Origin of the sequence: Citrobacter sp. Cb004, assembly GCF_030337065.1 — a bacterium.
GTDB classification, from domain to species: Bacteria; Pseudomonadota; Gammaproteobacteria; order Enterobacterales; family Enterobacteriaceae; genus Citrobacter; species Citrobacter braakii.
Genome location: NZ_JAOWCH010000059.1, coordinates 81,783 through 107,519 on the forward strand (window position 1 = coordinate 81,783; position 25,737 = coordinate 107,519).

25 protein-coding genes are annotated in these 25,737 nt (G+C 53.3%); 10 read left to right on the forward strand and 15 right to left on the reverse strand.

What is annotated here, in order from left to right; genetic code table 11:
• Positions 1-6 precede the first annotated feature (6 nt).
• The gene (locus OGV65_RS12755; RefSeq protein ID WP_216403936.1) at positions 7-960 is read left to right on the forward strand and encodes a LysR family transcriptional regulator; all 954 of its coding nucleotides are present in this window, start codon (positions 7-9) and stop codon (positions 958-960) included.
• Positions 961-1,007: 47 nt separating this feature from the next.
• Here the strand turns inward: OGV65_RS12755 and OGV65_RS12760 are convergent, their stop codons facing one another.
• The 9 genes from OGV65_RS12760 to OGV65_RS12800 all read right to left on the reverse strand — a co-directional run bounded on the left by OGV65_RS12760 (position 1,008) and on the right by OGV65_RS12800 (position 11,140).
• Entirely contained in the window at positions 1,008-2,144 is a 1,137-nt protein-coding gene (locus OGV65_RS12760; protein WP_016154946.1) for an HlyD family secretion protein, read from the reverse strand.
• Between the two features lie 5 nt (positions 2,145-2,149).
• The gene (locus tag OGV65_RS12765) at positions 2,150-2,473 is read right to left on the reverse strand and encodes a DUF3302 domain-containing protein (protein WP_003024200.1); all 324 of its coding nucleotides are present in this window, start codon (positions 2,471-2,473) and stop codon (positions 2,150-2,152) included.
• A gap of 184 nt (positions 2,474-2,657) precedes the next feature.
• A complete protein-coding gene (gene aldB / locus OGV65_RS12770; RefSeq protein WP_019078065.1) occupies positions 2,658-4,196 on the reverse strand; it encodes an aldehyde dehydrogenase AldB in 1,539 nt (512 codons plus the stop codon).
• Between the two features lie 92 nt (positions 4,197-4,288).
• On the reverse strand, positions 4,289-5,440 hold the full coding sequence (gene yiaY / locus OGV65_RS12775; protein WP_151222231.1) for an L-threonine dehydrogenase: 1,152 nt from the start codon (positions 5,438-5,440) through the stop codon (positions 4,289-4,291).
• A 188-nt stretch (positions 5,441-5,628) separates the two neighbouring features.
• Positions 5,629-7,473 (reverse strand): selenocysteine-specific translation elongation factor, encoded by a 1,845-nt coding sequence (selB, locus tag OGV65_RS12780; protein WP_286455021.1) that lies wholly within the window; start codon positions 7,471-7,473, stop codon positions 5,629-5,631.
• The gene (selA, locus tag OGV65_RS12785) at positions 7,470-8,861 is read right to left on the reverse strand and encodes an L-seryl-tRNA(Sec) selenium transferase (RefSeq protein WP_103767000.1); all 1,392 of its coding nucleotides are present in this window, start codon (positions 8,859-8,861) and stop codon (positions 7,470-7,472) included. The genes selB and selA overlap by 4 nt, the downstream gene beginning before the upstream one ends.
• A 98-nt stretch (positions 8,862-8,959) precedes the next feature.
• Complete coding sequence (locus OGV65_RS12790; protein WP_047501319.1) at positions 8,960-9,568, reverse strand: glutathione S-transferase; 609 nt, start codon at positions 9,566-9,568, stop codon at positions 8,960-8,962.
• Positions 9,569-9,638: 70 nt separating this feature from the next.
• The gene (locus OGV65_RS12795; RefSeq protein ID WP_016157740.1) at positions 9,639-10,775 is read right to left on the reverse strand and encodes an HlyD family secretion protein; all 1,137 of its coding nucleotides are present in this window, start codon (positions 10,773-10,775) and stop codon (positions 9,639-9,641) included.
• Between the two features lie 2 nt (positions 10,776-10,777).
• The gene (locus OGV65_RS12800; protein WP_200051988.1) at positions 10,778-11,140 is read right to left on the reverse strand and encodes a DUF3302 domain-containing protein; all 363 of its coding nucleotides are present in this window, start codon (positions 11,138-11,140) and stop codon (positions 10,778-10,780) included.
• 533 nt (positions 11,141-11,673) lie between these two features.
• On the opposite strand from OGV65_RS12800, the gene mtlA reads away from it, so the two are divergent.
• The 3 genes from mtlA (at position 11,674) to mtlR (ending at position 15,546) form a co-directional block, all read left to right on the forward strand.
• The gene (mtlA, locus tag OGV65_RS12805) at positions 11,674-13,590 is read left to right on the forward strand and encodes a PTS mannitol transporter subunit IICBA (RefSeq protein WP_047501314.1); all 1,917 of its coding nucleotides are present in this window, start codon (positions 11,674-11,676) and stop codon (positions 13,588-13,590) included.
• A 220-nt stretch (positions 13,591-13,810) separates the two neighbouring features.
• Positions 13,811-14,959 carry a mannitol-1-phosphate 5-dehydrogenase gene (gene mtlD / locus OGV65_RS12810; protein ID WP_286455024.1) on the forward strand — a complete coding sequence of 383 codons (1,149 nt, stop codon included), beginning with the start codon at positions 13,811-13,813 and terminating at the stop codon, positions 14,957-14,959.
• Positions 14,956-15,546 carry a mannitol operon repressor MtlR gene (mtlR, locus tag OGV65_RS12815; RefSeq protein ID WP_005120486.1) on the forward strand — a complete coding sequence of 197 codons (591 nt, stop codon included), beginning with the start codon at positions 14,956-14,958 and terminating at the stop codon, positions 15,544-15,546. Before mtlD ends, mtlR begins: the two co-directional genes overlap by 4 nt.
• A 12-nt stretch (positions 15,547-15,558) precedes the next feature.
• Here mtlR and OGV65_RS12820 read toward each other — a convergent pair whose 3' ends face one another.
• A complete protein-coding gene (locus tag OGV65_RS12820) occupies positions 15,559-15,765 on the reverse strand; it encodes a hypothetical protein (protein WP_016154958.1) in 207 nt (68 codons plus the stop codon).
• Positions 15,766-16,057: 292 nt separating this feature from the next.
• On the opposite strand from OGV65_RS12820, the gene OGV65_RS12825 reads away from it, so the two are divergent.
• The 6 genes from OGV65_RS12825 (at position 16,058) to trmL (ending at position 22,354) form a co-directional block, all read left to right on the forward strand.
• Positions 16,058-16,420: a YibL family ribosome-associated protein gene (locus OGV65_RS12825; protein WP_016154959.1), complete on the forward strand. Its 363-nt coding sequence runs from the start codon at positions 16,058-16,060 to the stop codon at positions 16,418-16,420.
• A gap of 262 nt (positions 16,421-16,682) precedes the next feature.
• On the forward strand, positions 16,683-18,338 hold the full coding sequence (gene lldP / locus OGV65_RS12830) for an L-lactate permease (protein ID WP_016154960.1): 1,656 nt from the start codon (positions 16,683-16,685) through the stop codon (positions 18,336-18,338).
• Positions 18,335-19,111: a transcriptional regulator LldR gene (gene lldR / locus OGV65_RS12835; protein ID WP_003024170.1), complete on the forward strand. Its 777-nt coding sequence runs from the start codon at positions 18,335-18,337 to the stop codon at positions 19,109-19,111. Before lldP ends, lldR begins: the two co-directional genes overlap by 4 nt.
• Entirely contained in the window at positions 19,108-20,298 is a 1,191-nt protein-coding gene (lldD, locus tag OGV65_RS12840) for an FMN-dependent L-lactate dehydrogenase LldD (protein WP_016154962.1), read from the forward strand. The genes lldR and lldD overlap by 4 nt, the downstream gene beginning before the upstream one ends.
• 195 nt (positions 20,299-20,493) lie before the next feature.
• Positions 20,494-21,834 (forward strand): MFS transporter, encoded by a 1,341-nt coding sequence (locus OGV65_RS12845; protein WP_181220976.1) that lies wholly within the window; start codon positions 20,494-20,496, stop codon positions 21,832-21,834.
• Between the two features lie 46 nt (positions 21,835-21,880).
• Entirely contained in the window at positions 21,881-22,354 is a 474-nt protein-coding gene (gene trmL / locus OGV65_RS12850; protein ID WP_049042808.1) for a tRNA (uridine(34)/cytosine(34)/5-carboxymethylaminomethyluridine(34)-2'-O)-methyltransferase TrmL, read from the forward strand.
• A 181-nt stretch (positions 22,355-22,535) separates the two neighbouring features.
• On the opposite strand, the gene cysE is transcribed toward trmL, so the two are convergent.
• The 5 genes from cysE to OGV65_RS12875 all read right to left on the reverse strand — a co-directional run bounded on the left by cysE (position 22,536) and on the right by OGV65_RS12875 (position 25,702).
• Positions 22,536-23,357 carry a serine O-acetyltransferase gene (cysE, locus tag OGV65_RS12855; RefSeq protein WP_016154965.1) on the reverse strand — a complete coding sequence of 274 codons (822 nt, stop codon included), beginning with the start codon at positions 23,355-23,357 and terminating at the stop codon, positions 22,536-22,538.
• A 77-nt stretch (positions 23,358-23,434) separates the two neighbouring features.
• Entirely contained in the window at positions 23,435-24,454 is a 1,020-nt protein-coding gene (gene gpsA, locus OGV65_RS12860; protein WP_016154966.1) for an NAD(P)H-dependent glycerol-3-phosphate dehydrogenase, read from the reverse strand.
• Positions 24,454-24,921 (reverse strand): protein-export chaperone SecB, encoded by a 468-nt coding sequence (gene secB / locus OGV65_RS12865; protein WP_003024155.1) that lies wholly within the window; start codon positions 24,919-24,921, stop codon positions 24,454-24,456. The genes gpsA and secB overlap by 1 nt, the downstream gene beginning before the upstream one ends.
• A gap of 46 nt (positions 24,922-24,967) precedes the next feature.
• Positions 24,968-25,219, reverse strand: a complete 252-nt coding sequence (gene grxC, locus OGV65_RS12870; protein WP_003024152.1) for a glutaredoxin 3 — start codon at positions 25,217-25,219, stop codon at positions 24,968-24,970.
• Between the two features lie 51 nt (positions 25,220-25,270).
• Entirely contained in the window at positions 25,271-25,702 is a 432-nt protein-coding gene (locus tag OGV65_RS12875; protein ID WP_005120473.1) for a rhodanese-like domain-containing protein, read from the reverse strand.
• Between the last annotated feature and the right edge of the window lie 35 nt (positions 25,703-25,737).

A 25,737-nucleotide genomic window follows, 5' to 3' on the forward strand; every position in this document is an offset into this window, starting at 1 on the left:
TTGGCGATGAACAAATTACAACTCAAACACCGGGAACTGAAGATTATTTCGGTAATTGCTGCCAGTGAAAACATCAGTCATGCCGCTACGGTTCTCGGCATCGCACAAGCCAACGTTAGTAAGTATCTTGCTGATTTTGAATCCAAAGTTGGACTAAAGGTATTTGATCGCACCACTCGACAGCTCACCCTCACACCGTTTGGTACAGCGCTGCTTCCTTACATCAATGACATGTTGGACAGAAACGATCAGCTCAATAATTTCATTGCTGATTATAAGCACGAAAAACGTGGCCGGGTAACCGTATATGCTCCGACGGGCATAATTGCTTATTTATCGCAACATGTGATCGCAAAAATTCAGGATATCGGTGGAATTAGTCTCTCACTTAAAACATGTAACCTGGAACGAAAGGCATTTTTTGAAGGTGTCGACTTTCCTGAAGATTGTGATATTTTAATCACCTATGCACATCCTAAAGATGAATCTCTGGTTGCCAGTTTCATTACTAAATATGCGGTGACGGCTTTTGCCAGCCCTGAGTATATCAAAGCACATCCTATTAGTAGCCCTGATGAACTGGAAAAACATTCCTGTATCCTGATTGATTCCATGATGATAGATGAGGCTAATATCTGGCGTTTCACTTCTGCCGGAGGCAAGGAGATGCACGATTATCGGGTGACCGGAAATTATGTCTGCGACAATACACAGTCTGCACTGGCGCTGGCACGTAACCATCTGGGCATTGTTTTTGCGCCAAATGCGAGTATCCAAAAAGATATTGAATCCGGGTCGCTGGTTCCATGTTTCTCAGAACAACATGAATGGTGGCTGGATTTGGTGGTGATTTTCCGCAAACGTGAATATCAGCCATGGCGGGTACAGTTTATTCTTGATGAGATGTTGGCAGAGCTCCGCCAGCAACTTACTCAGGCGCTGGAACAGCAGCCTGAGTAAGCGAAATTAGGGACCAGGTTCAAAATGGTAAGCAAAATAGCCTGCGCCTAGTGATCGAGATACAGATAATGCACCCAACTGGTCATACGCAGCAGAACCTTACGCATCACTGACACATGGGTGAAGTGATCAGAATAAACCGCGACCTGCGCATAAATCCCATCAGGCAGAGCGTTCACATCCACATTATCATTCAGCTCAATCGTGGCGATCACCCCTTCCGATCCGGGCGTAGAATTTAAGGATTGCAGCGCCCCATTCGACTGGTATGTTCCCCCCGGTACGGCCGGACTGATGGCAGCCAGTTTGCCGCTGAAAACCTTACCCGGCAGGGCGTTAAACACCACTTCAGCTTCATCGCCTGGCTCCAATCGCAGCAACGAGTTTTGCCGGAACTGGGCGATAATTTGCCGTTTTTGATCCGGGATAAACACCATCACCGGACGCATAGGCAGCGCGGCGGCATAGGTTCCCGGTCGCATCAGCACCTGCGTAACGTAACCATCGCTGGGCGCACGAACCACTGTCTGGTCCAGGTTGAACTCCGCTTCGGCTAACTGCGCTTTCAGGCTGGCAATTTGCGAATTCTCACCCTGCACCAGGCTGTCTAACTGACTCTGGATTTGCTGTTGTTCCGCAACGGAGGATTTCACCGCTGCTTCCTGCGCCAGATAGTTTTGCCGCGCCGCATCGATATCGCGTTCAGAAAAAGGATTGACCTTCGCCTGACTCCCCTGCGCATAGCGCTGGTAATCTTTAGCTAGCTTGTCACGCGTAGCCTTTGCCCGCTGCGTGTTGGCTTGCATTTCGTCTAACTGCGCCACCAGCACCTGCTCTTTATGTTGTGCGGTGACAATATCAGCTTTCAGGCGATCCACTCGTGCCTGATAACGTCCCGGATTAAGTTTAAACAGCACCTCACCTTTTTTGATCAGCGTATTCTTCTTATCCGTCACTTCCGTCACGACCCCCGTGACCTGTGGCACTACGGGAATAGAAATTACCGCCTTTTGCGCCTTAAATGTATACGGATGGTTATAATTCATCAGTAATATAAGCCCGCAAACAATGAATATACCGCCCAATGCTGCAGTGGGTACTGTCCATTTATTGGCAGGAATTTTAAAAATCTTAAATATTGACCATGCGCACGCCACATAGGTCAGAACGATCAATAAATCCATCGATATTACTCCGCCGGAGAGGTCTTCGCCTCACCCAGTTTCTTTTCCAGATCGGCAACCCTGGCCTGCAACTGGATCAGGGAAGAATCCGCGCTTTGCATACCCCACCCGCGTTCCGGGCGATAAAGCGTTGCCCAGATCCATAAAAAGGGCCAAATGACATGTAAGGTAAACAAACTCACCCAGCCCGCGACATGTATTGCGTCAGCATGAGGATGGTTACGTTTCTTTGCAATGAGATAGGGAATATCATGCAGAATAATAATCCCGTAAAAAATGACCAGGAATACAAAAATAAGCACTCCTAATGCAAAATAATTAAGGAACATATTTGCCTCAGGGATTTAAATTGAAAATTCGGCTGCAATTTGATTTACACAATAGAGTTGATAATAGTAGTGGAATGACCAGATTGGATGCAATCGTCTTATTTATATAACGATATATGGGTTTATATATAACTGCAGAATAAAGATATGCCCGGCGCAAAACCGGGCAATAAGTGATGAGAAATTAAAATAGTCCCAGCGGTTTATCCGAGTAGCTCACCAGCAGACATTTGGTTTGCTGATAATGCTCGAGCATCATCTTATGCGTCTCGCGCCCGATGCCTGACTGCTTATAGCCACCGAATGCCGCATGGGCGGGGTAAGCATGGTAACAGTTGGTCCAAACACGCCCCGCCTGAATCCCACGGCCCATCTTGTACGCCAGATTTCCGTTACGGCTCCAGACGCCAGCGCCAAGCCCATATTGGGTGTCATTGGCGATTTCCAGCGCCTCTTCCATAGTTTTAAAGGTCGTGACGGCCAGCACGGGCCCGAAGATCTCTTCCTGGAAAACCCGCATGTTGTTCTTGCCAAACAGAATGGTTGGTTCGAGGTAATAACCTTCTTTTAAGTCGCCATCCAGTTGCTTGCGCCGCCCGCCGGTGAGAACATCAGCCCCTTCTTTCTTACCAATATCGATGTAATTCAAAATGGTTTCCAGTTGACCATGCGAGACCTGCGCACCCATTTGCGTCACGCTGTCTAACGGGTTGCCGCTGCGAATACTCTCCACCCGGCGAATAGCTCTTTCCATAAAACGTTCGTAAATAGATTCCTGTACTAACGCACGGCTCGGACAGGTACACACTTCACCCTGATTGAAGGCAAACAGCGCGAAACCTTCCAGCGCTTTGTCAAAAAACGCATCCTCTTCATCCATCACATCAGCGAAGAAGATATTGGGCGATTTCCCACCCAGCTCCAGCGTGACGGGAATAATGTTCTGCGTGGCGTATTGCATGATCTGCTGCCCAACTTCCGTTGAGCCGGTAAACGCCACTTTCGCAATGCGCTTAGACGTCGCCAGATACTCACCGATTTCCCCACCCGCACCGTTTACCACGTTCACCACGCCTGGCGGGAGCAGATCGCCGATGACTTCCATCAGCAACAGCACGGACAGCGGCGTGAGGCGCGCGGGTTTAAGCACGACGCAGTTACCCGCCGCCAGCGCGGGCGCCATCTTCCAGCTGGCCATCAGCAGCGGGAAGTTCCACGGGATAATTTGCCCTACCACGCCAAGAGGTTCATGGAAGTGATAAGCCACGGTCTCGCTATCAACCTCGCTTATTCCCCCTTCCTGCGCACGAATACAGGAAGCGAAATAGCGGAAATGGTCAATCGCCAGCGGAACATCTGCCGCGCTGGTTTCGCGGATGGGCTTACCGTTATCCCAGGTTTCTGCCGTCGCCAGCAGTTCCAGGTTTTGCTCCATACGATCGGCGATTTTGAACAGTATCGCCGCCCTGTCCTGCACGGATGTCTGCGCCCACTTGTCTTTTACTTTGTGCGCGGCATCCAGTGCCAGATCGATATCCTTTTTGCCGGAAGAGGCCACTTCGCACAGTAATTGCCCGGTTACCGGCGTCAGGTTTTGGTAATACTCGCCGTCCACCGGGGCAACCCAGTCACCTCCGATAAAGTTATCGTATCGGGCTTTTAACTTCAGAGGGTAACCATACTCGCCGGGATAAATACGCGTTGAAGGGGGGTTATTGGTCATGACCGTCTCCTTGCTGTAGGGGTACTACAAGGGTAGACGGGGCTGGCGAATTATTCGCCAGCCATTTACTGCTTTACGACAGGTATCACGAATTACATAGCAGCGCGATAAATCGCCATGATTTCTTCATGAGTCGCCTGAATCGGGTTAGTGAAACCGCAGGCATCTTTCAGGGCATTGGTCGCCAGTACGGCAATATCCTCTTCCTTCACGTTCAACTCACGCAGACCGGCCGGGATATTCACTTTCTGCGCCAGTTCGCGGATCGCCGCGATGCAGGCTTCCGCCCCTTGCTCTGCGCTCAAGCCAGCAACGTCCACGCCCATTGCCGCAGCGCAATCACGCAGGCGAGCGGCAGCCACTTTGCTATTGAAGACCTGCACATGCGGCAGCAGCACTGCGTTACATACACCGTGCGGCAGATCGTAGAAGCCGCCCAACTGGTGCGCCATTGCGTGCACATAACCAAGAGAAGCGTTGTTAAAGGCCATGCCCGCGAGGAACTGCGCGTAAGCCATGGCTTCGCGCGCCTGAGCATTGCTGCCCTCTGCAACGGCGACCGGCAGGTTTTCCGCAATCATGGTGACCGCTTTCAACGCGCACGCATCGGTAATCGGCGTTGCAGCAATAGACACGTAGGCTTCAATGGCGTGGGTCAGCGCATCCATACCGGTTGCCGCTGTCAGGGACTTCGGCATGCCGACCATCAGCGAGGAGTCATTAACGGACAGCAGCGGCGTAACATGCTTATCCACAATCGCCATTTTAATGTGACGTACTTCATCGGTAATGATGCAGAAACGGGTCATCTCAGATGCCGTGCCCGCGGTGGTGTTAATGGCGATCATCGGCAGCTGTGGTTTTGCAGAACGGTCCACACCTTCGTAATCGCGAATATCACCGCCGTTAGCCGCCACCAGCGCAATGCCCTTCGCACAATCGTGCGGAGAACCGCCGCCGAGGGAAATAACGCTATCACATTCATTTTCTTTCAGTATGTGCAGGCCAGCAGCGACGTTACTGGTCGTGGGATTAGGATGCGTACCGTCGAAAATTACACTGAAAATATCACGTTCCTGTAATGCTTTTTGAATCTCGCCAGCCATACCTAATTTTGTCAGCATGGCATCCGTGACAATCAGCGTACGACGAAAACCATATTCCGCCATTGTATTCATTGCGTCTTTTAATGAATCAGCGCCAATTACATTCACGGAAGGAATAAAAAATGTTGAAGCAGCCATTGTACGATCCTTAATTACTCTAAAGAGTCAGGAAGCATACGAGTGAAATATCCAACAAAATATGATCGTGGTTGTTATTTTAATAACACCCACAATTAAAAAGCACATTAGGTTCATAATCTAATGTGCTTATTTCAATCAATATTTATTTTGTATTAATTCATTTAATTCCTGAATTAATTGTTTCATTACTTTTCGGGAAACAGCAAAGCATCGCGTAATAAATGATCATTTCCCCGGCGACGCGTAAAACCAATGCGGTCAAAATATTCCAGAATCTGGATAGCCAATTTGCGTCCAACGTTAAGCCTGTCGCGGAAATCGGCAGCACAGGTCGATCCTTTCTCCTGATCCAGTTCGCGGATCATATTGGCAAAGGCCACAATCCGATCGTTACGGTAATAGCGATCTTTGACGATCGCGGTGATGATGCCTTGCTGCGCTGCTTGTCGTAACGCCACACGCATCATCTGCTCATCTGTGCCCGTCTGTTTTGCCAAATCACGCACCCACCACGGCTCATCGCCAAAAAGCGGTTCTGCTTTTTGCCAGATAGCCTGCTGCTCTTCGCTGAAACCGGCCTTATGATCCGGCAAATGCAGCCAGCCATGATGGCTATGGATGGCGCCGCTCTCACGCATCTTTTCAATCAGCAGCAGGACCAACGCTTCGTCTTCCATCGGCAAAGCCATACGGCGCAGGCGTTCTCGCCCAGGTCCTGGTTCATCACGGTGCTGCTCGTGGTACGTCGCCAGCGTATCAAGGACTTTCCGCTGCCAGCGCGCTGCAACGGCAGCATTCAACAGACTGTATCCCGCCTGAATAAAGCCATGCAGCTCAATCAACGGACGCATACCGTTGCCGTTGAGCTGACGCGCCCAGGCGAAGTCAGGAATATTCACCGCCCCGCGCGTCAGATGTAGCGCCAGAGCTTCGCCGTCACTCTGCACCTTCTCCAGTGCTGCCAGCCACTGCAAATATTCCGGCTTACGCTTCCCGCGACGCGGCGGATTGAGCGTTACCACGCGCGCGCCAGCCAGCGTCGTGCGGGCCGAAATATCGCGTAGCACCAGACGGTCGTTATCGGCGAGCCAGAGCGGTGTATCAAACACCAGTTCCGCCAGCGTCCCTTCAAGCAGCGAGATTCTCCCGGTGACGTGGCTGGCCGCGTGGTGAATATGCAGCGGTTGCCACTGCATCAGCGGCGCGGCATGCTCTAAAGAGACGATCACGCGGGTAAACGCCTCTGGCGGTGCATCGGAGAGCAGCCAGTCGCCGCGGTTAAGCTCTTCTTTTTGTGTATCACCAGCAATATTCAGCGCAATACGTTGCCCCGCCTGCGCGCGATCGGTGGCCTGATTTTGCGCATGCAAGCTACGTACGCGCATCGGTTTGTTGACGCCCGTGAGCCACAGCGTGTCACCAACAGTCACTTCACCGCTAAGCGCCGTCCCGGTCACCACCAGACCCGCGCCTTTGACCGTAAAGGCACGGTCAATCGCCAGGCGAAAGCTGCAATCTCGGGCATGCTCGCGCGACGTTAATTGCTGTAAATGATCGCGCAGTTCTTCGATTCCACGACCTTCACTGGCAGCCGTCACAAACAGAACCGCATCGGCGAATCCATAGTTCTCAAGCGCAGTATGCACCTCAGTACGTACCGCGTTGATGCGATCGTCATCCACGCGATCGGCTTTCGTGAGCGCCACGGTGATCTGCGGATTGCCCGTCAGTTGCAGAATTTGCAAATGCTCACGCGTTTGCGCCATCACGCCGTCATCACACGCCACCACCAGCAGCGCATGGTCGATCCCGCCGACACCCGCCAGCATGTTGGACAAAAACTTTTCGTGTCCGGGAACATCGATAAATCCCAGAATCCTTCCGTCCGGCTGCGGCCAGTAGGCATAACCGAGATCGATGGTCATGCCGCGCTTTTTTTCTTCCGGCAAACGGTCGGCATTCACGCCGGTAATCGCCTGTAATAACGTTGTTTTTCCGTGGTCAACGTGTCCGGCGGTTGCAATAATCATTTCAGCATCATCTCCATAAACCGGGTCTCGTCCTCAAGGCAGCGCAGATCCAGCCATAAGCGACCATCATAAATTCGCCCAATGATCGGCACAGGCAGCGCACGCCAACGGGCGGCCAGTGCTTCGAGGCGGCTACCGCGCCCGTCATGTGGCGTAAAGGTTAATGCCGCGCTGGGCAGCCTATCAACAGGTAGCGAACCGCTGCCTATCTGCGATAAACAAGGCATAACGTTCAGGGCGAATTCGTCGCCGTAATGATCAGCAAGCCGTGCCTGTAATTGTTGTGCCTGCGCGTGGACAGCCTCCTGCGAGCGGGTGAGCTGGCGTAACGTCGGCAACTTCGCTGCCAGCGCTTCCGGGTGCAGGTAGAGCCGCAGCGTCGCTTCCAGCGCAGCCAGCGTCATTTTATCAGCCCGTAATGCACGTTTCAGCGGATGGCTCTGTAAGCGCGCGATCATCTCTTTTTTACCGACAATAATCCCTGCCTGCGGCCCTCCCAGTAATTTATCGCCAGAGAAGCTCACCAGGCTGACGCCAGCGGCAATCAGCTGTTGCGGCATCGGCTCCTGCGGTAATCCATACTGGCTGAGATCGACCAGCGAGCCGCTGCCGAGATCCGCCACTACCGGAACATCCAGCTCCTTGCCGATAGTGGCCAGCTCTGCCTCATCCACCGACTTCGTAAAGCCTTCGATGCTGTAATTACTGGTATGCACTTTCATCAGCAGACCGGTATTTTCATTTACCGCCTGACGATAATCTTTCGTGTGGGTCCGGTTGGTGGTACCCACTTCGCGCAGAATACATCCGGCCTGACACATCACGTCAGGAATACGAAACGCGCCGCCAATTTCTACCAGTTCTCCGCGTGATACGACCACCTCTTTGCCGTTAGCTGTGGCCGCCAGCATCAGCAAAACTGCTGCCGCATTGTTATTGACGATACAGGCGTCTTCCGCCCCCGTCAGACGGCAGAGTAAATCCGCCAGGGCCCGATCCCGATGTCCACGCCCGGCATCATCCAGGCTGTATTCCAGCGTCACCGGCGTGCGCATCACCTGCACTACCGCCTCGATCGCTTCTTCGGCCTGCGATGCGCGACCAAGATTGGTATGCAGCACCGTTCCGGTCAGGTTAATCACCGGACGCAGCGCACTTTGCGATTCTCGTTCCAGCCGGGCGCAGGCCTCTTGCGCCCAGTCCTCACACCATGCCGGGAGCGCGTGCGTGTCGCGAATAGCTTCTCTGGCTTCGTCGAGCATGTGACGCAGCAGGTCAACCACCCGGGTATGACCGTGAGACTCACGTAAAGCTGGGAAGGCGCTATCGCGCAATAAACGATCGATAGCAGGAAGCTGGCTGTAGAGTGAACGCATGTCGGTTGTCATGAAAGGGCCTGGCTGTTGGTGGCCCTCTCCACCGTGGAGAGGGATATCGATATTGGAAGGATTGTACCGTGACTTTGCTCAGGCGAGTATAATGTGTATCAAGCCTTTGGCGGTTCCGTACGGGCAAAACTTTCGCGTTGAAAGAGCGTTTCCACCAGTTTGACCAGACGCGGGCGATCAACACACCAGCCGGGCGCAACCCGACGGAAATTGAGATAACCGACGGCACAGGCAATCGCAATGGTTGCCAGGTTAACCGTATCCGTTTTCAGCGTACCCTCCGCCAGATAACCTTCCAGCATATCCAGACTACGGGTAATCTTCTCTCGCTGGCGTAACAGTTCGGTTTCTGACTGCTGCGCGGCGGGGCGAGCCTGTTCGCGTACCGAGACTAAACCGGCATCCATAATGCCATCGGCCAGCGCTTCCAACTGGCGTACCTTCAGCGCCGCCAGTGGTTCACGCGGCAGCATCGCTGGCGCAATATCCAGCAGTTCTATGTATTCCGCGATGATCGGAGAGTCAAACCAGTACTCGCCCTCATCGGTAACCAACGCGGGCACTTTTCCTAACGGGTTATAGCGTGCCACGCCGTTATCTGCGTTATAGGGGAGTTCATTCACAAATTCGAAGGTGATGCCCTTTTCCAGTAACAGAATAGAAATTTTACGCACAAAAGGGCTGGTATAGCTGCCAATGAGTTTCATGCCGGGTCCTTTTTGCCAACAAAAATATCAGTATGGCTCAGGTCAGTGCAAATGGCAGGTGATGACGGTCTCAATGATCCAAATAAAGGTAATGCATCCAGCTGGTCATGCGCAGCAGCACTTTACGCATCACTGAAACGTGAGCGAAATGGTCGGAATAGACCGCCACCTGGGCATAGATACCGTCCGGCAACGCATCCACATCGGCATTGGGAGCCAGCTCAATCGTGGCCAGCACGCCATCGGTACCCGGCACCACCGTTAAGGACTGTAATGCTCCCTGCGCCTGATAAGAACCGCCCGGAACAACCGGCAGAATGCTGGTGAGCTTGCCGGAGAATACCTGGCCTGGCAGCGCGTTGAAGACCACTTCCGCTTCATCACCCGGTTTAAGGCGCAGCAACGAATTCTGGCGGAATTGCGCCACGATTTGCCGTTTTTGTTCCGGAATAAATACCATCACCGGGCGCAGAGGCAGCGCGGCGGCATAGGTCCCGGGCCGGATAAGCACCTGCGTTACATAACCGTTGCTGGGCGCACGTACGATAGTCTGTTCAAGATTGTATTTGGCTTCAGCGAGCTGGGCGCGCAGAGACGCAACCTGAGATTGCTCTCCATTGACCATACTGTCTAACTGGCTCTGAATCTGCGTCTGTTCGGCAACGGAGCCTTTGACCAGCGCATCCTGCGCCAGGTAGTTTTGCCGGGCATTGTCGATGTCGCTTTCAGAGAATGGATTAACCTTCGCCTGACTACCCTTCAAATAGCGTTGATAATCTTTATACAGGCGATCTCGTTCAGCGGAAACGCGGGTGGTATTGGCTACGGCTTCAGACAGCTGCGCTTTCATATTGTCGATGTTGTGCGTAGCGGTCACCAGGTCGGCCTGCAGCCTGTCGACCCGCGCCTGATAACGAACGGGATCGAGTTTAAATAACACCTCGCCTTTTTTAATCAGCTGATTATTTTTATCTGTCACCTCACTAACAATTCCGGTGACCTGTGGGGTAACAGGAATTGAAATAACCGCCTTTTGCGCCGTAAAGGTATACGGGTGGTTATAGTTCATTAATAAAATGAGTCCCGCCACAATAAACACCCCACCTAATGCGGCGGTAGCAAGCGTCCATTGATTTACCGGAATACGGAATATTTTAAAAATGGCCCAGGCGAATGCCACATAGGTCAGGACAATCAACAAGTCCATGATCAAATCTCCGGAAAGGTGGAGTTATCGTTTTTTTTCTCCCCATCCAGTCTATTTTCCAACTGGGTGATGCGCACGGCCAGCGCGGCAATTTCAGGGTCAGGTTCCTTCCCGGACGGCGTGATGTGTGACTGCATTCCCCAGCCTCGTTCTGGCTGATAGAGCGTGGCCCAGATCCACAGGAAGGGCCAAATAACATGCAGCGTAAATAAGCTCACCCAACCCGCCGTATGGATGGCATCGGCATGGGGATGGTTGCGCTTCTTAGCCATGTTATAGGGAATATCATGGATAGCGATGATTCCGTAAAACAGAACCAGAAAAACGAAGATCAGCACACCTAACGCGAAATAGTTTAGAAACATACCCGCCTCGTATTCACGCTAATCAGAGCTTTCAATTGCAGGCAGCCGAAAGGAGTCATGGCTGGTAATTTGAACATAATTGCAGTTAGTCATTTCCGCCATACCACCAGGGTATAAATTTTCAGGTTGATGGCTTGCGGGGTAGTTGCAAGAAATAGGTGATGAAACAGAATCCGCTCCAGATCACACCAGGAGAAATCCAGACAAATATTTATTGCGAAGTAGATCACAAATACCCAACAAACAGCCAAAGCAAAAACGTGAACAACTTCACACTTAACGCCCATTTTTAGCCAATTCTTGACCTGTGATGTTTTTTTGCACCGATATTTTGTGATGAAAATCACATTAACTAACGCCACACACCCTATATTTACGTGACAAACGTCACACAAAAAGCCGTCGACTGGACAGTTGAACGATTCAGTGCCAGATTTCGCAGTATCTACAGGGTCCGGCTACCTCCTGCCGCTACATTAACAAACCTCGGGCTTTAAGCCTGCGCGATAGCAAACATAAGAAGGGGTGTTTTTATGTCATCCGATATTAAGATCAAAGTGCAAAGCTTTGGTCGATTCCTCAGTAACATGGTGATGCCAAATATCGGCGCGTTTATCGCGTGGGGTATTATCACCGCATTATTCATTCCGACGGGGTGGTTGCCGAACGAAACGCTGGCGAAGCTTGTCGGCCCAATGATCACCTATCTGCTGCCGCTGCTGATCGGTTATACCGGTGGTAAGCTGGTTGGCGGCGAGCGTGGCGGCGTGGTGGGTGCTATCACCACCATGGGCGTTATCGTCGGTGCCGATATGCCAATGTTCCTCGGCGCGATGATCGCAGGTCCGCTGGGCGGCTGGGCTATCAAACATTTCGACAACTGGGTAGACGGTAAGATCAAGTCCGGTTTTGAGATGCTGGTGAATAACTTCTCCGCAGGCATCATCGGGATGATCCTCGCCATTCTGGCATTCCTTGGCATTGGCCCATTGGTTGAAGCACTGTCCAAAATCCTGGCGGCAGGCGTTAACTTCATGGTTGTCCATGACATGCTGCCACTGGCGTCTATCTTCGTTGAACCGGCGAAAATCCTGTTCCTCAACAACGCCATCAACCACGGTATTTTCTCACCGCTGGGTATTCAGCAGTCCCATGAGATGGGCAAATCCATCTTCTTCCTGATTGAAGCTAACCCGGGTCCGGGTATGGGCGTTCTGCTGGCATACATGTTCTTCGGTCGCGGCAGTGCTAAGCAGTCCGCAGGCGGCGCGGCTATCATCCACTTCCTGGGTGGTATCCACGAAATTTACTTCCCGTACGTGCTGATGAACCCGCGTCTGATCCTGGCCGTTATCCTCGGCGGTATGACTGGCGTATTTACCCTGACTATCCTGAACGGCGGCCTGGTTTCTCCGGCTTCTCCGGGTTCTATCCTGGCCGTGCTGGCAATGACGCCGAAGGGTGCTTACTTCGCGAACATCGCTGCTATCTGTGCCGCAATGGCTGTCTCCTTTGTCGTCTCAGCCATTCTGCTGAAAACCAGCAAAGTGAAAGAAGATGATGACATTGATGCCGCTACTCGTCGTATGCACGACATGAAAGCGGAATCCAAAGGTGCATCTCCGCTGGCGGCTGGCGACGTGACTAACGACCTGAGCCATGTGCGTAAAATCATCGTTGCCTGCGATGCGGGTATGGGCTCCAGCGCCATGGGTGCGGGCGTACTGCGCAAGAAAGTGCAGGATGCCGGTCTGTCTCAGATTTCCGTCACCAACAGCGCGATTAACAATCTGCCGCCGGATGTCGATCTGGTCATTACTCACCGTGACCTGACCGAACGTGCGATGCGCCAGGTGCCTCAGGCACAACACATTTCGCTGACCAACTTCCTCGACAGCGCCCTGTACTCCAGCCTGACCGAACGTCTGGTTGCAGCACAGCGCCACAACGTGAACGAAGAGAAAGTCCGCGATCACCTGAAAGACAGCTTCGAAGAGGGTGATACCCACCTGTTCAAACTGGGTGCGGAGAATATCTTCCTCGGCCGTAAAGCCACTAACAAAGAAGAAGCGATTCGCTTTGCCGGTGAGCAACTGGTGAAAGGCGGCTACGTTGAGCCAGAATACGTCGAGGCGATGCTGGACCGCGAAAAACTGACCCCGACTTACCTCGGTGAGTCCATCGCAGTGCCGCACGGTACGGTTGAAGCCAAAGACCGCGTGCTGAAAACCGGCGTGGTGTTCTGCCAGTACCCGGAAGGCGTGCGCTTCGGTGAAGAAGAAGACGACATTGCCCGCCTGGTCATTGGTATCGCCGCACGTAACAATGAACATATCCAGGTGATCACCAGCCTGACCAACGCTCTGGATGACGAATCCGTGATCGAACGTCTGGCCCATACCACCAGCGTGGATGAAGTTCTGGAACTGCTGGCAGGTAAAAAAGCTTAACCATTAAGTATCTCCAAAATAGTTCGAGCTGCAGAAAGGCGGCAACGCAGCGAATCCCCAGGAGCGTACATAAGTACGTGACTGGGGTGAGCGAGGAGAGCCAAAGCATCTGCAGTTCGAAATATGAAGGCGATATCCTCTCCCTTGTGGAGAGGGTTAGGTTGAGGGAAACGCCTCACCCCAGCCCTCTTGGGTAAAAACATTAATGAAGGTTAATACTATGAAAGCATTACATTTTGGCGCAGGTAATATCGGTCGTGGCTTTATCGGCAAACTGCTGGCGGACGCGGGGATACAACTGACGTTCGCGGATGTAAACCAGGTCGTGCTCGATGCCCTGAATGCCCGTCATAGCTATCAGGTTCATGTGGTGGGTGAAAACGAGCAGGTTGATACCGTTTCCGGCGTCAACGCCGTGAGCAGCATCGGCGATGATGTTGTCGACCTGATTGCCCAGGTAGATTTAGTCACTACCGCCGTCGGCCCGGTCGTGCTTGAGCGTATCGCTCCGGCCATCGCCAAAGGGCTGGTTAAACGCAAGGCGCAGGGCATCGCCACTCCGCTGAATATTATCGCCTGTGAAAACATGGTGCGCGGAACCACCCAGTTGAAAGGCCACGTTATGAACGCGCTGGCAGATGAAGACAAATCCTGGGTTGAAGAACATGTTGGCTTCGTCGATTCCGCCGTGGACCGCATTGTTCCCCCTTCGGCTTCTGCGACCAACGATCCGCTGGAAGTCACCGTCGAAACCTTCAGTGAGTGGATTGTCGACAAAACACAGTTCAAAGGCGAACTGCCTGACATCACGGGAATGGAATTAACTGATAACCTGATGGCATTTGTCGAACGTAAACTCTTCACGCTGAACACCGGGCATGCTATAACCGCGTACCTCGGAAAATTGACCGGTCATCAGACCATCCGTGACGCGATTCTCGACGAGAAAATCCGTGCAGTGGTAAAAGGTGCGATGGAAGAGAGCGGCGCGGTACTGATCAAACGCTATGGCTTTGATGCAGCAAAACATGCGGCATACATTCAGAAAATCCTCGGTCGCTTTGAAAACCCGTATCTGAAAGATGACGTTGAGCGCGTGGGTCGTCAGCCGCTGCGTAAACTGAGCGCGGGCGACCGTCTGATTAAACCGCTGCTGGGCACGCTGGAGTATGGCCTGCCGCACGCGAATCTGGTCACCGGTATTGCTGCAGCGATGCACTATCGCAGTGAAGAAGATCCGCAGGCCCAGGAACTGGCCGCGCTGATTGACGAAAAAGGTCCACAGGCCGCGCTGGCACAGGTTTCCGGTCTGGATGCCAACAGTGATGTGGTGGCGGAGGCGGTTAACGCATATAACGCGACCAAATGATAGAGAATGTGGCGCAGGTCAGCCTGCGCCCAAATGACAGATTGTCAGATATGCAGGCAATAATGGAACAAACGCAGGCCTTTGAAAATCGTGTGCTTGAGCGTCTGAATGCTGGCAAAACCGTACGCAGCTTCCTCATCACCGCCGTAGAACTGCTCACCGAAGCGGTGAATATCCTTGTGCTTCAGGTATTTCGCAAAGACGACTATGCGGTAAAATATGCCGTAGAACCCCTGCTCGACGGCGACGGTCCGCTGGGCGATCTTTCCGTTCGTCTGAAGCTAATTTACGGTCTGGGCGTACTCAGCCGGCCAGAATATGAAGATGCGGAGCTTCTGATGGCGCTGCGGGAAGAGTTAAACCATGACGGTAATGAATACGCGTTCACCGACGACGAAATTCTTGGCCCGTTTGGCGAACTCCACTGCGTGACGGCACTCCCGCCGCCACCGCAGTTTGATACCTCAGACTCAGGTTTGCACGCAATGCAGATTCAGCGCTACCAGCAGATGGTACGCTCCACGATGGTACTTTCCCTGACCGAGCTGATTTCTAAAATCAGCTTAAAAAAAGCCTTTCAAAAATAAGACCCTGCAGGCTTACTTCTCTTCCTGCTGCGGTCGATACAGCTGCCGATAATACGCCAGACGTTGCAGATACAGCTGCGCATTCTCCTGCGGTATTTCAGTAGGGACAACGTTGCGCGGTGGTGTTTTATTCAGATATTCGCGAAAAGCCTGGCTTGAAGCCATAAAATCGACCGTCTTATCAATAAGGGCCGAAACGTTCTCACCTATTTTCGCCATAATCTTCCCTCCTCCATGTATTAACCGCGCTCAGCCTGCGCGGTTGCTCATTTAAGTTTAGGATCGGTTGGGCGATTATATTGAGGAAAACGTGCTTCACTATGAACCCGCCAATAAAAAGCACCACGGTCGACCTTATCACTTAAAATTCCTTATTAATCAAAATAGTAGTATTTTCATTAGCTGAATAATACTTGCAACATTTGATTATTTATCTTCGATTAGTTGTGAATAATCCCGCTCTGCGCGCATACTATAGGATATTCATCCTATTTTTATCAGAAGCTATCCTATGAAAGAAGTCGAAAAAAACGAAATTAAACGCCTGAGCGATCGTCTGGACGCTATCCGCCACCAGCAGGCAGACCTGTCCCTGGTTGAAGCCGCCGACAAATATGCCGAGCTGGAGCAAGAGAAAGAAACGCTGGAAACCGAGATCGCGCGTCTGCGTGACGTCCACGGCCAGAAGCTGAGCAAAGAAGCGCAAAAGCTGGCGAAACTTCCTTTCCGTCGTGCTATCACCAAAAAAGAACAGGCCGACATGGGCAAGCTGAAGAAGAGCGTGCGCGGCCTGATCGTCGTTCACCCGATGACCGAGCTTGGCCGTGAAATGGGCCTGAAAGAGATGACGGGCTTCGCGAAGAGCGAGTTCTGATCTCCCACCGGGCAACATTCGCTTGCCCGGTCCTTCCCTTCCCCTCGCAATTGGCCCTACCAATTTCAGCCAGATCCTACCAGCACCTCACATTTCATTAAAATGTGCGTACAATACCGTTGCCAACAAATAACATTTGATTAACCATTCATTGTCATTACCCCTACACAACAATATTGGCAGGGCCACTTTTACACATAATGTGACCAGGAGATGAGCACAGACTCATTCCATTATGTCGGCGGCCCCCAGGAGACCTGCAATGAATCTCTGGCAACAGAACTACGACCCGGCCGGTAACATCTGGCTTTCCAGTCTGATCGCATCGCTCCCTATCCTGTTCTTTTTCTTCGCCCTGATTAAGCTCAAGCTGAAAGGCTATGTTGCGGCGTCATGGACGGTGGTGATCGCTCTGACGGTCGCCCTGCTGTTTTACAAAATGCCGGTCGATCACGCTCTGGCTTCCGTGGTGTACGGCTTCTTCTATGGTTTGTGGCCAATTGCCTGGATCATTATCGCCGCGGTATTCGTCTATAAAATCTCGGTGAAAACCGGGCAGTTCGACATCATCCGCTCCTCAATACTCTCGATTACCCCGGACCAACGTCTGCAAATGCTGATTGTCGGTTTCTCCTTTGGCGCATTCCTCGAAGGGGCGGCAGGATTTGGCGCTCCGGTAGCGATTACCGCCGCACTGCTGGTTGGTCTGGGCTTTAATCCTCTGTACGCGGCAGGTTTGTGTCTGATCGTAAACACCGCTCCGGTCGCTTTTGGCGCAATGGGTATTCCGATTCTGGTTGCCGGTCAGGTTACCGGGCTGGATAGCTTCGAGATTGGTCAGATGGTGGGCCGTCAGTTACCGTTCCTGACCATTATCGTGTTGTTCTGGATTATGGCGATTATGGATGGCTGGCGTGGCGTAAAAGAGACCTGGCCTGCGGTGATGGTCGCTGGCGGCTCGTTTGCTATCGCGCAGTACCTCAGCTCTAACTTTATCGGGCCGGAACTGCCGGACATTATCTCGTCTCTGGTTTCGCTGGTCTGCCTGACGCTGTTCCTGAAACGCTGGCAGCCGGTACGCATCTTCCGCTTTGGCGATATGGGCGCTTCACAGGTCGATCAGACGCTGGCTCGCACCCACTATACCGCTGGACAGGTGGTCCGCGCCTGGTCTCCGTTCCTGTTCCTGACCGCCACCGTCACGCTGTGGAGCGTACCGCCGTTTAAAGCGCTGTTTGCGCCAGGCGGCGCGATGTACCACTGGGTGGTCAATATTCCGGTTCCGTACCTCGATAAGCTGGTTGCCCGTATGCCGCCGGTCGTACACGAAGCCACAGCCTACGCGGCGGTATATAAATTTGACTGGTTCTCCGCAACCGGTACCGCGATTTTGTTTGCCGCCCTGCTGTCTATCGTCTGGTTGAAGATGAAGCCGTCCGCAGCGCTGCAGACTTTTGGCAGCACGCTGAAAGATCTGGCATTACCTATTTACTCCATCGGAATGGTGCTGGCATTCGCGTTTATCTCAAACTACTCCGGGCTTTCATCAACCCTGGCGTTGGCCCTGGCACACACCGGCAGCGCGTTTACCTTCTTCTCACCGTTCCTCGGCTGGCTGGGGGTATTTTTGACCGGGTCCGACACCTCATCAAACGCACTGTTTGCCGCCCTGCAGGCTACGGCTGCTCAGCAAATCGGCGTTTCGGATGTGCTGATGGTGGCGGCAAATACCACCGGCGGCGTGACCGGCAAGATGATCTCGCCGCAATCTATCGCTATCGCCTGTGCGGCAGTGGGATTAGTGGGGAAAGAGTCTGACCTGTTCCGCTTTACCGTGAAACACAGCCTGATTTTCACCTGCATGGTGGGTGTGATTACCACGCTGCAGGCCTATGTCTTAACCTGGATGATTCCATGATAGTGATGCCCAGACGCCTGTCAGACGAAGTCGCATCTCGTGTGCGGGCGCTGATTGAAGAACAACAGCTGGAGGCGGGCATGAAGTTGCCCGCTGAGCGCCAACTGGCCGTACAGCTCGGCGTATCGCGTAACTCGCTGCGCGAGGCGTTAGCAAAGCTGGTCAGTGAAGGCGTACTGATTAGCCGTCGTGGCGGCGGGACGTTTATCCGCTGGCAGCATGAGGCCTGGTCTGAACAAAACATCGTTCAGCCGCTGAAAACCCTGCTGGCGGACGATCCTGATTACAGTTTCGATATTCTGGAGGCCCGCCACGCCATCGAAGCCAGTACCGCCTGGCACGCAGCCATGCGGGCCACCGCCGCGGATAAAGAGAAAATCAGGCTCTGTTTCGAGGCCACGCAAAGCGAAGATCCGGATCTCGCCTCGCAGGCTGACGTTCGCTTTCATCTCGCCATTGCGGAAGCCTCACACAACGTGGTGCTGTTGCAGACCATGCGCGGTTTCTTCGACGTCCTGCAGTCTTCGGTAAAACAGAGCCGCCAACGTATGTACCTGGTACCGCCGGTATTTTCTCAACTGACGGCGCAGCATCAGGCCGTGCTGGACGCCATTGTTGCCGGGGATGCCGACGGGGCGCGTAAGGCCATGATGGCGCACCTCAGTTTTGTCCACACCACAATTAAACGATTTGACGAAGATCAGGCCCGGCAGGCGCGTATTACTCGCCTGCCCGGTGATCCTGGTGAGAATAGCAGGGAGAACAACACATGATTATTTCAGCAGCCAGCGACTATCGCGCCGCAGCCCAGCGCATCCTGCCCCCCTTCTTGTTCCACTATATTGACGGCGGGGCGTATGCCGAGCACACCTTGCGCCGTAACGTGGCAGACCTGTCAGAGGTGGCGCTGCGCCAGCGCGTACTGAAGAATATGTCCGACCTGAGCCTGGAAACAAAGCTGTTCAACGAAACGCTCTCCATGCCGGTAGCCCTCGCGCCTGTCGGCTTGTGCGGCATGTACGCACGCCGGGGCGAGGTTCAGGCCGCCGCCGCCGCTGATGCCAAAGGCATTCCGTTTACGCTTTCCACAGTGTCCGTATGTCCGATTGAAGAAGTCGCCCCGACCATCAAGCGTCCAATGTGGTTCCAGCTGTATGTTCTGCGCGATCGCGGTTTTATGCGTAACGCACTGGAGCGCGCCAAAGCGGCGGGTTGCTCCACGCTGGTCTTTACCGTCGATATGCCAACGCCTGGCGCACGCTACCGTGATGCCCATTCCGGTATGAGCGGCCCAAATGCGGCACTGCGTCGCTACTGGCAAGCAGTCACTCATCCACAGTGGGCATGGGACGTTGGTCTGAACGGTCGCCCGCATGATTTAGGCAATATTTCGACTTATCTGGGCAAACCCACTGGCCTTGAAGATTACATCGGCTGGCTGGCGAATAACTTCGATCCGTCGATTTCCTGGAAAGACCTCGAATGGATCCGCGAATTCTGGGATGGTCCGATGGTGATCAAAGGGATCCTCGATCCTGAAGATGCCCGCGACGCCGTACGCTTTGGCGCAGATGGCATCGTTGTCTCTAACCACGGTGGCCGTCAGTTAGATGGCGTGCTGTCTTCAGCTCGTGCGCTGCCCGCCATTGCCGATGCGGTGAAAGGCGATATCACCATTCTGGCTGATAGCGGGATCCGCAATGGTCTGGACGTTGTACGCATGATAGCGCTGGGCGCGGATAGCGTGCTGCTGGGGCGTGCTTATCTGTACGCGCTGGCGACTCACGGCCAGGCCGGTGTGGCGAATCTGCTGAACCTGATCGAGAAAGAGATGAAGGTGGCGATGACCCTGACCGGTGCGAAGTCGATTAGCGAAATCAGCCGTGATTCGCTGGTACAGGAACTGGGTAAGAGCCTGCCTGCCGCGCTGGCACCTTTGGTCCAGGGTAGCGCAGCGTAACAACATCCCCGTAAACCCCATTTTCTGAATGGTCGGTCTGTTTTCAGCCCGACCATTTTTTATCCAAAAATAACGACTAGTTAACATTTACAACCAATATATTTGACAACTTTTTATCCACCTGCCAAATGTATAGACAAGCTAATACAACAGCATTTTATACATATAACAACCATCATAACGGGCGAGGGTGACATGGCTTATTCCGGAAAAGTGAATATCCAGCAGGCGATAGATGACAGTGCTTTTTCGCGCTTCCACTGGGTCATTATTGTCCTGGGTTTTCTGGTTTTAGCCATTGACGGCTTCGATACGGCGGCGATGGGCTATATTGCCCCCACGCTTTCAGCCGACTGGGGCATCAAGAAACAAGATCTTGGACCGGTGTTAAGCGCCGCGCTATTGGGCCTCTCATTTGGTGCCCTGCTGGCCGGACCGATCTCCGATCGTATGGGTCGTAAGCGCGTCCTGGTCTTTTCCTGTCTGTTCTTTGGCCTCGCCAGTCTGGGAACCGCCTATGCCCAGACGCTGAATATGCTCACGTTTTGGCGCTTTCTCACCGGGCTTGGGCTTGGCGCGGCAATGCCCAATGCCATCACCCTGGTGTCAGAATTCGCCCCGAAACGCTGTCGTTCAATGGCGATTAACACCATGTACTGTGGCTTTCCATTAGGGGCTGCGGGCGGCGGCGTGATCTCCTCCTGGCTGATCCCCAACTACGGCTGGCACAGTGTTCTGCTTGCTGGTGCGATCGCCCCACTGGTCCTCACCGTACTGTTGGTGCTGTTCCTGCCGGAGTCGGTTAAGTATCTGGTTCACCGCGGTAAAGGGGTTGCACAGATCAAACGCATTGCTCAACGCTTTATGTCGGGAAGTCTGGAACAGGTTACCCAGTTTTATCTGGATGAAGACCGTATCACGGTCAAAAAAAGCAGCGTGGCACAGTTATTTAGTATGCCCTGGCTGCCGGGTACGCTGATGCTCTGGATGACCTACTTTATGGGGCTGGTTATCTATTACGTGCTGCTGAGCTGGATGCCAACGCTGATGCTGGGAATGGGGTATCCGCTGGCCGAATCCGCCTGGCTGACATCGCTGTTTACCTTTGGCGGTACGGCGGGGATCCTGCTGGCCGGTTGGTTAATGGACCGCAGGGAAGCCCATAAAGTGGTCTCACTCGGCTTTATTCTGACGATGCTGTTTGCCCTCGCTCTCGGGTTTGAACATAACCACATCATCTTGTTCGGCGCACTGATCTTCCTGATGGGGATTACCATGAACGGCGCGCAGTCCGGGCTGCAGACGCTGGCCGCCACGTTTTATCCAACCCACTGCCGTGCGACGGGCATTGCCTGGATGCAGGGCGTGGGCCGCTTCGGCGGCGTAGCCGGAACGATGATGAGCGCCCAGTTGCTTTCCCTGCAATGGCAGGCAGACAGTATCTTAATGTTCCTCAGCCTTCCGGCCCTGGTCGCTGCTGCCGCGACAATTTACAAGCTGCAACGCTATAAACCGCACGCGCTGACCGTCGCATAGTACCCGCTCTTTCTGCTATTCTGCCCCCCGTTATCAAGGGGGCAGTATGCTTAACATCGTTTTATTCGAACCAGAAATCCCGCCAAATACCGGCAATATTATCCGTCTTTGCGCCAACACCGGCTTTCGTCTGCATATTATAGAGCCAATGGGCTTTACCTGGGACGACAAGCGCCTGCGTCGCGCGGGGCTGGATTACCATGAATTTACCGCCGTGCTGCGCCACTCTGATTACGCCGCCTTCGTCGCCGCAGAACATCCGCAGCGCCTGTTTGCTCTGACCACCAAAGGTACGCCAGCGCATAGCGCGGTATGCTATCAGGACGGGGATTATCTGATGTTTGGTCCGGAAACACGCGGTCTGCCAGCCAGCATCCTTGACGCGCTGCCGGCCGAACAAAAAATTCGTATTCCGATGATGCCAGACAGTCGCAGCATGAACCTGTCAAATGCGGTGTCGGTGGTGGTGTATGAGGCCTGGCGCCAGCTAGGGTATCCGGGCGCGGTACTGCGTAGCTGATGATTGTTGGATGGCGGCTAGCGCCTGATCCGACCTACATTAATTTGATGAAATTCATTTCGAGCGTTATCGGCGCAGACAGATTGAACACGGACTGCGCGCAGTCACCGGAGCGTACACGCAGTCCGTAAGGATGACGAGCACAGCTCAGGTTCAATCTGCCAGGTAAGATAGCTCGAAATCAGATACCATCTCCATACTCAAAAGTATGATGTATCCCGTTGAAATGCTGATCCATATCCATGGACGGCTTATCGCTGTCAGGCTTACCGACGATGCGTGCCGGAACGCCTGCTGCAGTGGTATGCGGGGGTACCGGCTGTAAAACGACGGAACCTGCGCCAATCTTCGCGCCGCGCCCGACTTCAATGTTACCGAGAATTTTTGCTCCCGCGCCAATCATCACGCCTTCACGAATTTTCGGATGGCGGTCACCGCCGGCTTTACCGGTCCCGCCCAGCGTGACGGATTGCAAAATAGAGACGTCGTTTTCAATCACGGCAGTTTCACCGACCACAATACCTGTGGCGTGATCGAGCATAATCCCACGGCCAATTTTTGCCGCCGGGTGAATGTCTACCTGGAAGCTAACGGACACCTGATTTTGCAGGAAGATCGCCAGCGCCTGACGTCCCTGATGCCACAGCCAGTGACCGATACGGTAGGCCTGAAGCGCATGAAAGCCCTTCAGATACAGAAGTGGGGTGGAATATTTATCGACAGCCGGATCACGCGTGCGTACCGCCTGAATATCACAGGCCGCTGAGGCAATCATTTCAGGATCGGCCGCGTAGGCCTCTTCCACGACTTCGCGAATGGCAATGGCGGGCATGATCGGGGAAGCGAGTTTATTCGCCAGCATATAGCTCAGCGCACTACCGAGGTTTTCATGCTTGAGCAGCGTTGCGTGATAAAAACTGGCCAGCATTGGCTCACATTCCGCCAGTGCCCGGGCTTCCGCTTTAATGTTTTTCCAGACGATATCCAGTTCTTCACACGGCATTGCGTACTCCAGAAGGTAGCAAAACGACCGACCCGTTCTTCGCGGGTCGGGTCGTTATATTCAACAGTTCCTTACAGCTAGTGGCGACTCAGCTCGTCCCTGCGTGCACGGCCTAATAACGTCAATGCTGCCTCGCGCGCGTTTTTTCCGCAATACAATACTTGATAAATTTCCTCGGTTATTGGCATCTCAACACCAAAACGGTGCGCCAATTCACGAACTTCTTTCGTATTGCGGTAGCCTTCAACCACCTGACCAATCTTGTCCTGCGCCCCCTGCACGTCCATCCCCTGGCCGAGCATCATGCCAAAACGACGGTTACGCGACTGGTTGTCGGTACAGGTCAGCACCAGATCGCCTAAACCCGCCATCCCCATAAAGGTGGCAGGATCGGCACCCAACGCCGCGCCAAGACGAGACATTTCGGTCAGTCCACGGGTGATCAATGCGGTTCGCGCATTCGCGCCGAAACCGATGCCGTCAGACATCCCCGCGCCAATCGCAATGACGTTTTTCACCGCGCCGCCAAGCTGCACGCCAATGAAATCCGGATTGCTGTAAACGCGGAAGCTCTTGCCACAGTGCAGCAACTGCTGGAGATCGTCAGCAAAGGTGTCGTCCGTCGAGGCCAGAGAAATCGCCGTCGGCATGCCCGCCGCCAGCTCTTTGGCGAACGTCGGACCGGAGATAACCGCCAGTGGAATAGAATTCCCCAGCGCTTCACGCGCGACGTCCTGCAGCAGGCGTCCCGTTTCCGCTTCCAGACCCTTTGTCGCCCAGACCAGACGAGCGTCAGGACGCATCAGCGGTTTGATGTTGCGCAGCACTTCGCCAAAGACGTGGCTCGGCACCACCACCAGAATATTACGACTGGCGGCCAGCGCAGTGGCTAAATCACTTTCCAGGCGCAGCGTTTCGGGAAAAGGCACATCAGGGAGGAACGCGACGTTGCAGCGATCGTGCTCGAGGGTCGCGATATGTTTCGGATCATGGCCCCACAGGACAACCTGATGGCCATTTCTTGCCAGGGTGATGGCAAGAGCGGTGCCGTACGAGCCGGCACCAATCACAGTCATTGAAGCATTACTTTGGTTCATCAGGCATCCTGATGTTCTTCAGTACCTTCGCCAGCCTGCTGCTGTAAATAGTTCATGAACAGCGCATCAAAGTTGACCGGCGCAAGGTTCAGTTGCGGGAATGTACCGCGGGAAACCAGGCTGGTGATGCATTCGCGGGCATACGGGAACAGAATGTTCGGGCAGTATGCACCAAGGCAATGCGCCATCTGAGTCCCTTCAATACCACTGATGGAGAAAATACCGCCCTGCTGAACTTCACACAGGAACGCAGTTTCTTCACCCAGAGAAGCCGTAACGGTGACACGCAGCACTACTTCATACACATCATCTGCCAGTTGGGTAGATGCGGTATCAAGATCCAGTTTAACCTCTGGCTGCCAATCTTTCTGGAAAACATGTGGTGCATTTGGCGCTTCGAAAGACACATCCTTGGTATAAATACGTTGGATCTGGAAAGCCATTTCAGTGTTATTTTGTTCTGACATGTTGAGAAAACCCTTTAGTGTTGTCCTTTAAATACTTCGGTACGCCTTAACGCAGCAGTGGATCCAGTCCACCACGTGCATCCAACGCATACAAGTCGTCACAACCACCAATGTGCTGTGCATCAATAAAAATCTGCGGAACCGTTGTACGGCCACTGCGCTTGATCATCTCTTCACGCTTCACGGCATCGCCGTCAATCGGAAGTTCCTGGAAACTCACACCCTTGCTGTTCAACAGCGCCTTTGCGCGATGGCAAAACGGGCAGGTCGCTTTGGTATAGATCTCAATATTGGCCATGACTTATCTCCAGTGTTCTTTTACCCTGCGGCATGAAAGAAGACGGGTAAATTACTTGCCGCGAACCAGTGGCAGATTCTCGCCACTCCAGCCCGCTACGCCGTCTTTCAGTACAGATACCTGCTCAAAACCGGCTTTAATCAGCGCAGTTGCTGAATCCTGGCACTGCATACCAGAGCCATCAACCACAATAACAGGTTTGTTTTTGTGTTTTTCCAGCTCGCCAAAATTGTTGGCTTTGATTTCGCTCGGCAGCAGGTTAGTGGAGCCCGCGATATGGCCTTTGCGGAAGTCGTCGCGCTGACGTAAATCCACAATCACCGCATCTTCTTTGTTGATAAGACGAGTGGCTTCTCCGCGCGTAATTACCTTCACTTTCGAAGTCAGGCTCTTAAACGTGGTAAATAATACAGCCGCCAGTAACGCAATCCAGGCGATACTCAATACAGGGTGGCGACTAACAAATTGCATAATTTCTTGCATGGGGGGTAACAACTCCCGACTTAGTGATTAAAAAA

Excerpts from the sequence above, each read along its gene's own strand:
- OGV65_RS12795 (WP_016157740.1), bottom strand. The coding sequence starts at position 10,775 with ATGGACTTGTTGATTGTCCTGACCTATGTGGCATTCGCCTGGGCCATT.
- OGV65_RS12790 (WP_047501319.1), bottom strand. The coding sequence starts at position 9,568 with ATGAAACTCATTGGCAGCTATACCAGCCCTTTTGTGCGTAAAATTTCT.
- OGV65_RS12820 (WP_016154958.1), bottom strand. The coding sequence starts at position 15,765 with ATGGCGAAAATAGGTGAGAACGTTTCGGCCCTTATTGATAAGACGGTC.
- mtlD (WP_286455024.1), top strand. The coding sequence starts at position 13,811 with ATGAAAGCATTACATTTTGGCGCAGGTAATATCGGTCGTGGCTTTATC.
- selA (WP_103767000.1), bottom strand. The coding sequence starts at position 8,861 with ATGACAACCGACATGCGTTCACTCTACAGCCAGCTTCCTGCTATCGAT.
- yiaY (WP_151222231.1), bottom strand. The coding sequence starts at position 5,440 with ATGGCTGCTTCAACATTTTTTATTCCTTCCGTGAATGTAATTGGCGCT.
- OGV65_RS12765 (WP_003024200.1), bottom strand. The coding sequence starts at position 2,473 with ATGTTCCTTAATTATTTTGCATTAGGAGTGCTTATTTTTGTATTCCTG.
- OGV65_RS12760 (WP_016154946.1), bottom strand. The coding sequence starts at position 2,144 with ATGGATTTATTGATCGTTCTGACCTATGTGGCGTGCGCATGGTCAATA.
- OGV65_RS12845 (WP_181220976.1), top strand. The coding sequence starts at position 20,494 with ATGGCTTATTCCGGAAAAGTGAATATCCAGCAGGCGATAGATGACAGT.
- OGV65_RS12800 (WP_200051988.1), bottom strand. The coding sequence starts at position 11,140 with ATGTTTCTAAACTATTTCGCGTTAGGTGTGCTGATCTTCGTTTTTCTG.
- secB (WP_003024155.1), bottom strand. The coding sequence starts at position 24,921 with ATGTCAGAACAAAATAACACTGAAATGGCTTTCCAGATCCAACGTATT.
- cysE (WP_016154965.1), bottom strand. The coding sequence starts at position 23,357 with ATGCCGTGTGAAGAACTGGATATCGTCTGGAAAAACATTAAAGCGGAA.
- lldR (WP_003024170.1), top strand. The coding sequence starts at position 18,335 with ATGATAGTGATGCCCAGACGCCTGTCAGACGAAGTCGCATCTCGTGTG.
- trmL (WP_049042808.1), top strand. The coding sequence starts at position 21,881 with ATGCTTAACATCGTTTTATTCGAACCAGAAATCCCGCCAAATACCGGC.
- OGV65_RS12875 (WP_005120473.1), bottom strand. The coding sequence starts at position 25,702 with ATGCAAGAAATTATGCAATTTGTTAGTCGCCACCCTGTATTGAGTATC.
- mtlA (WP_047501314.1), top strand. The coding sequence starts at position 11,674 with ATGTCATCCGATATTAAGATCAAAGTGCAAAGCTTTGGTCGATTCCTC.
- lldD (WP_016154962.1), top strand. The coding sequence starts at position 19,108 with ATGATTATTTCAGCAGCCAGCGACTATCGCGCCGCAGCCCAGCGCATC.
- lldP (WP_016154960.1), top strand. The coding sequence starts at position 16,683 with ATGAATCTCTGGCAACAGAACTACGACCCGGCCGGTAACATCTGGCTT.
- aldB (WP_019078065.1), bottom strand. The coding sequence starts at position 4,196 with ATGACCAATAACCCCCCTTCAACGCGTATTTATCCCGGCGAGTATGGT.
- grxC (WP_003024152.1), bottom strand. The coding sequence starts at position 25,219 with ATGGCCAATATTGAGATCTATACCAAAGCGACCTGCCCGTTTTGCCAT.
- gpsA (WP_016154966.1), bottom strand. The coding sequence starts at position 24,454 with ATGAACCAAAGTAATGCTTCAATGACTGTGATTGGTGCCGGCTCGTAC.
- mtlR (WP_005120486.1), top strand. The coding sequence starts at position 14,956 with ATGATAGAGAATGTGGCGCAGGTCAGCCTGCGCCCAAATGACAGATTG.
- OGV65_RS12755 (WP_216403936.1), top strand. The coding sequence starts at position 7 with ATGAACAAATTACAACTCAAACACCGGGAACTGAAGATTATTTCGGTA.
- OGV65_RS12825 (WP_016154959.1), top strand. The coding sequence starts at position 16,058 with ATGAAAGAAGTCGAAAAAAACGAAATTAAACGCCTGAGCGATCGTCTG.
- selB (WP_286455021.1), bottom strand. The coding sequence starts at position 7,473 with ATGATTATTGCAACCGCCGGACACGTTGACCACGGAAAAACAACGTTA.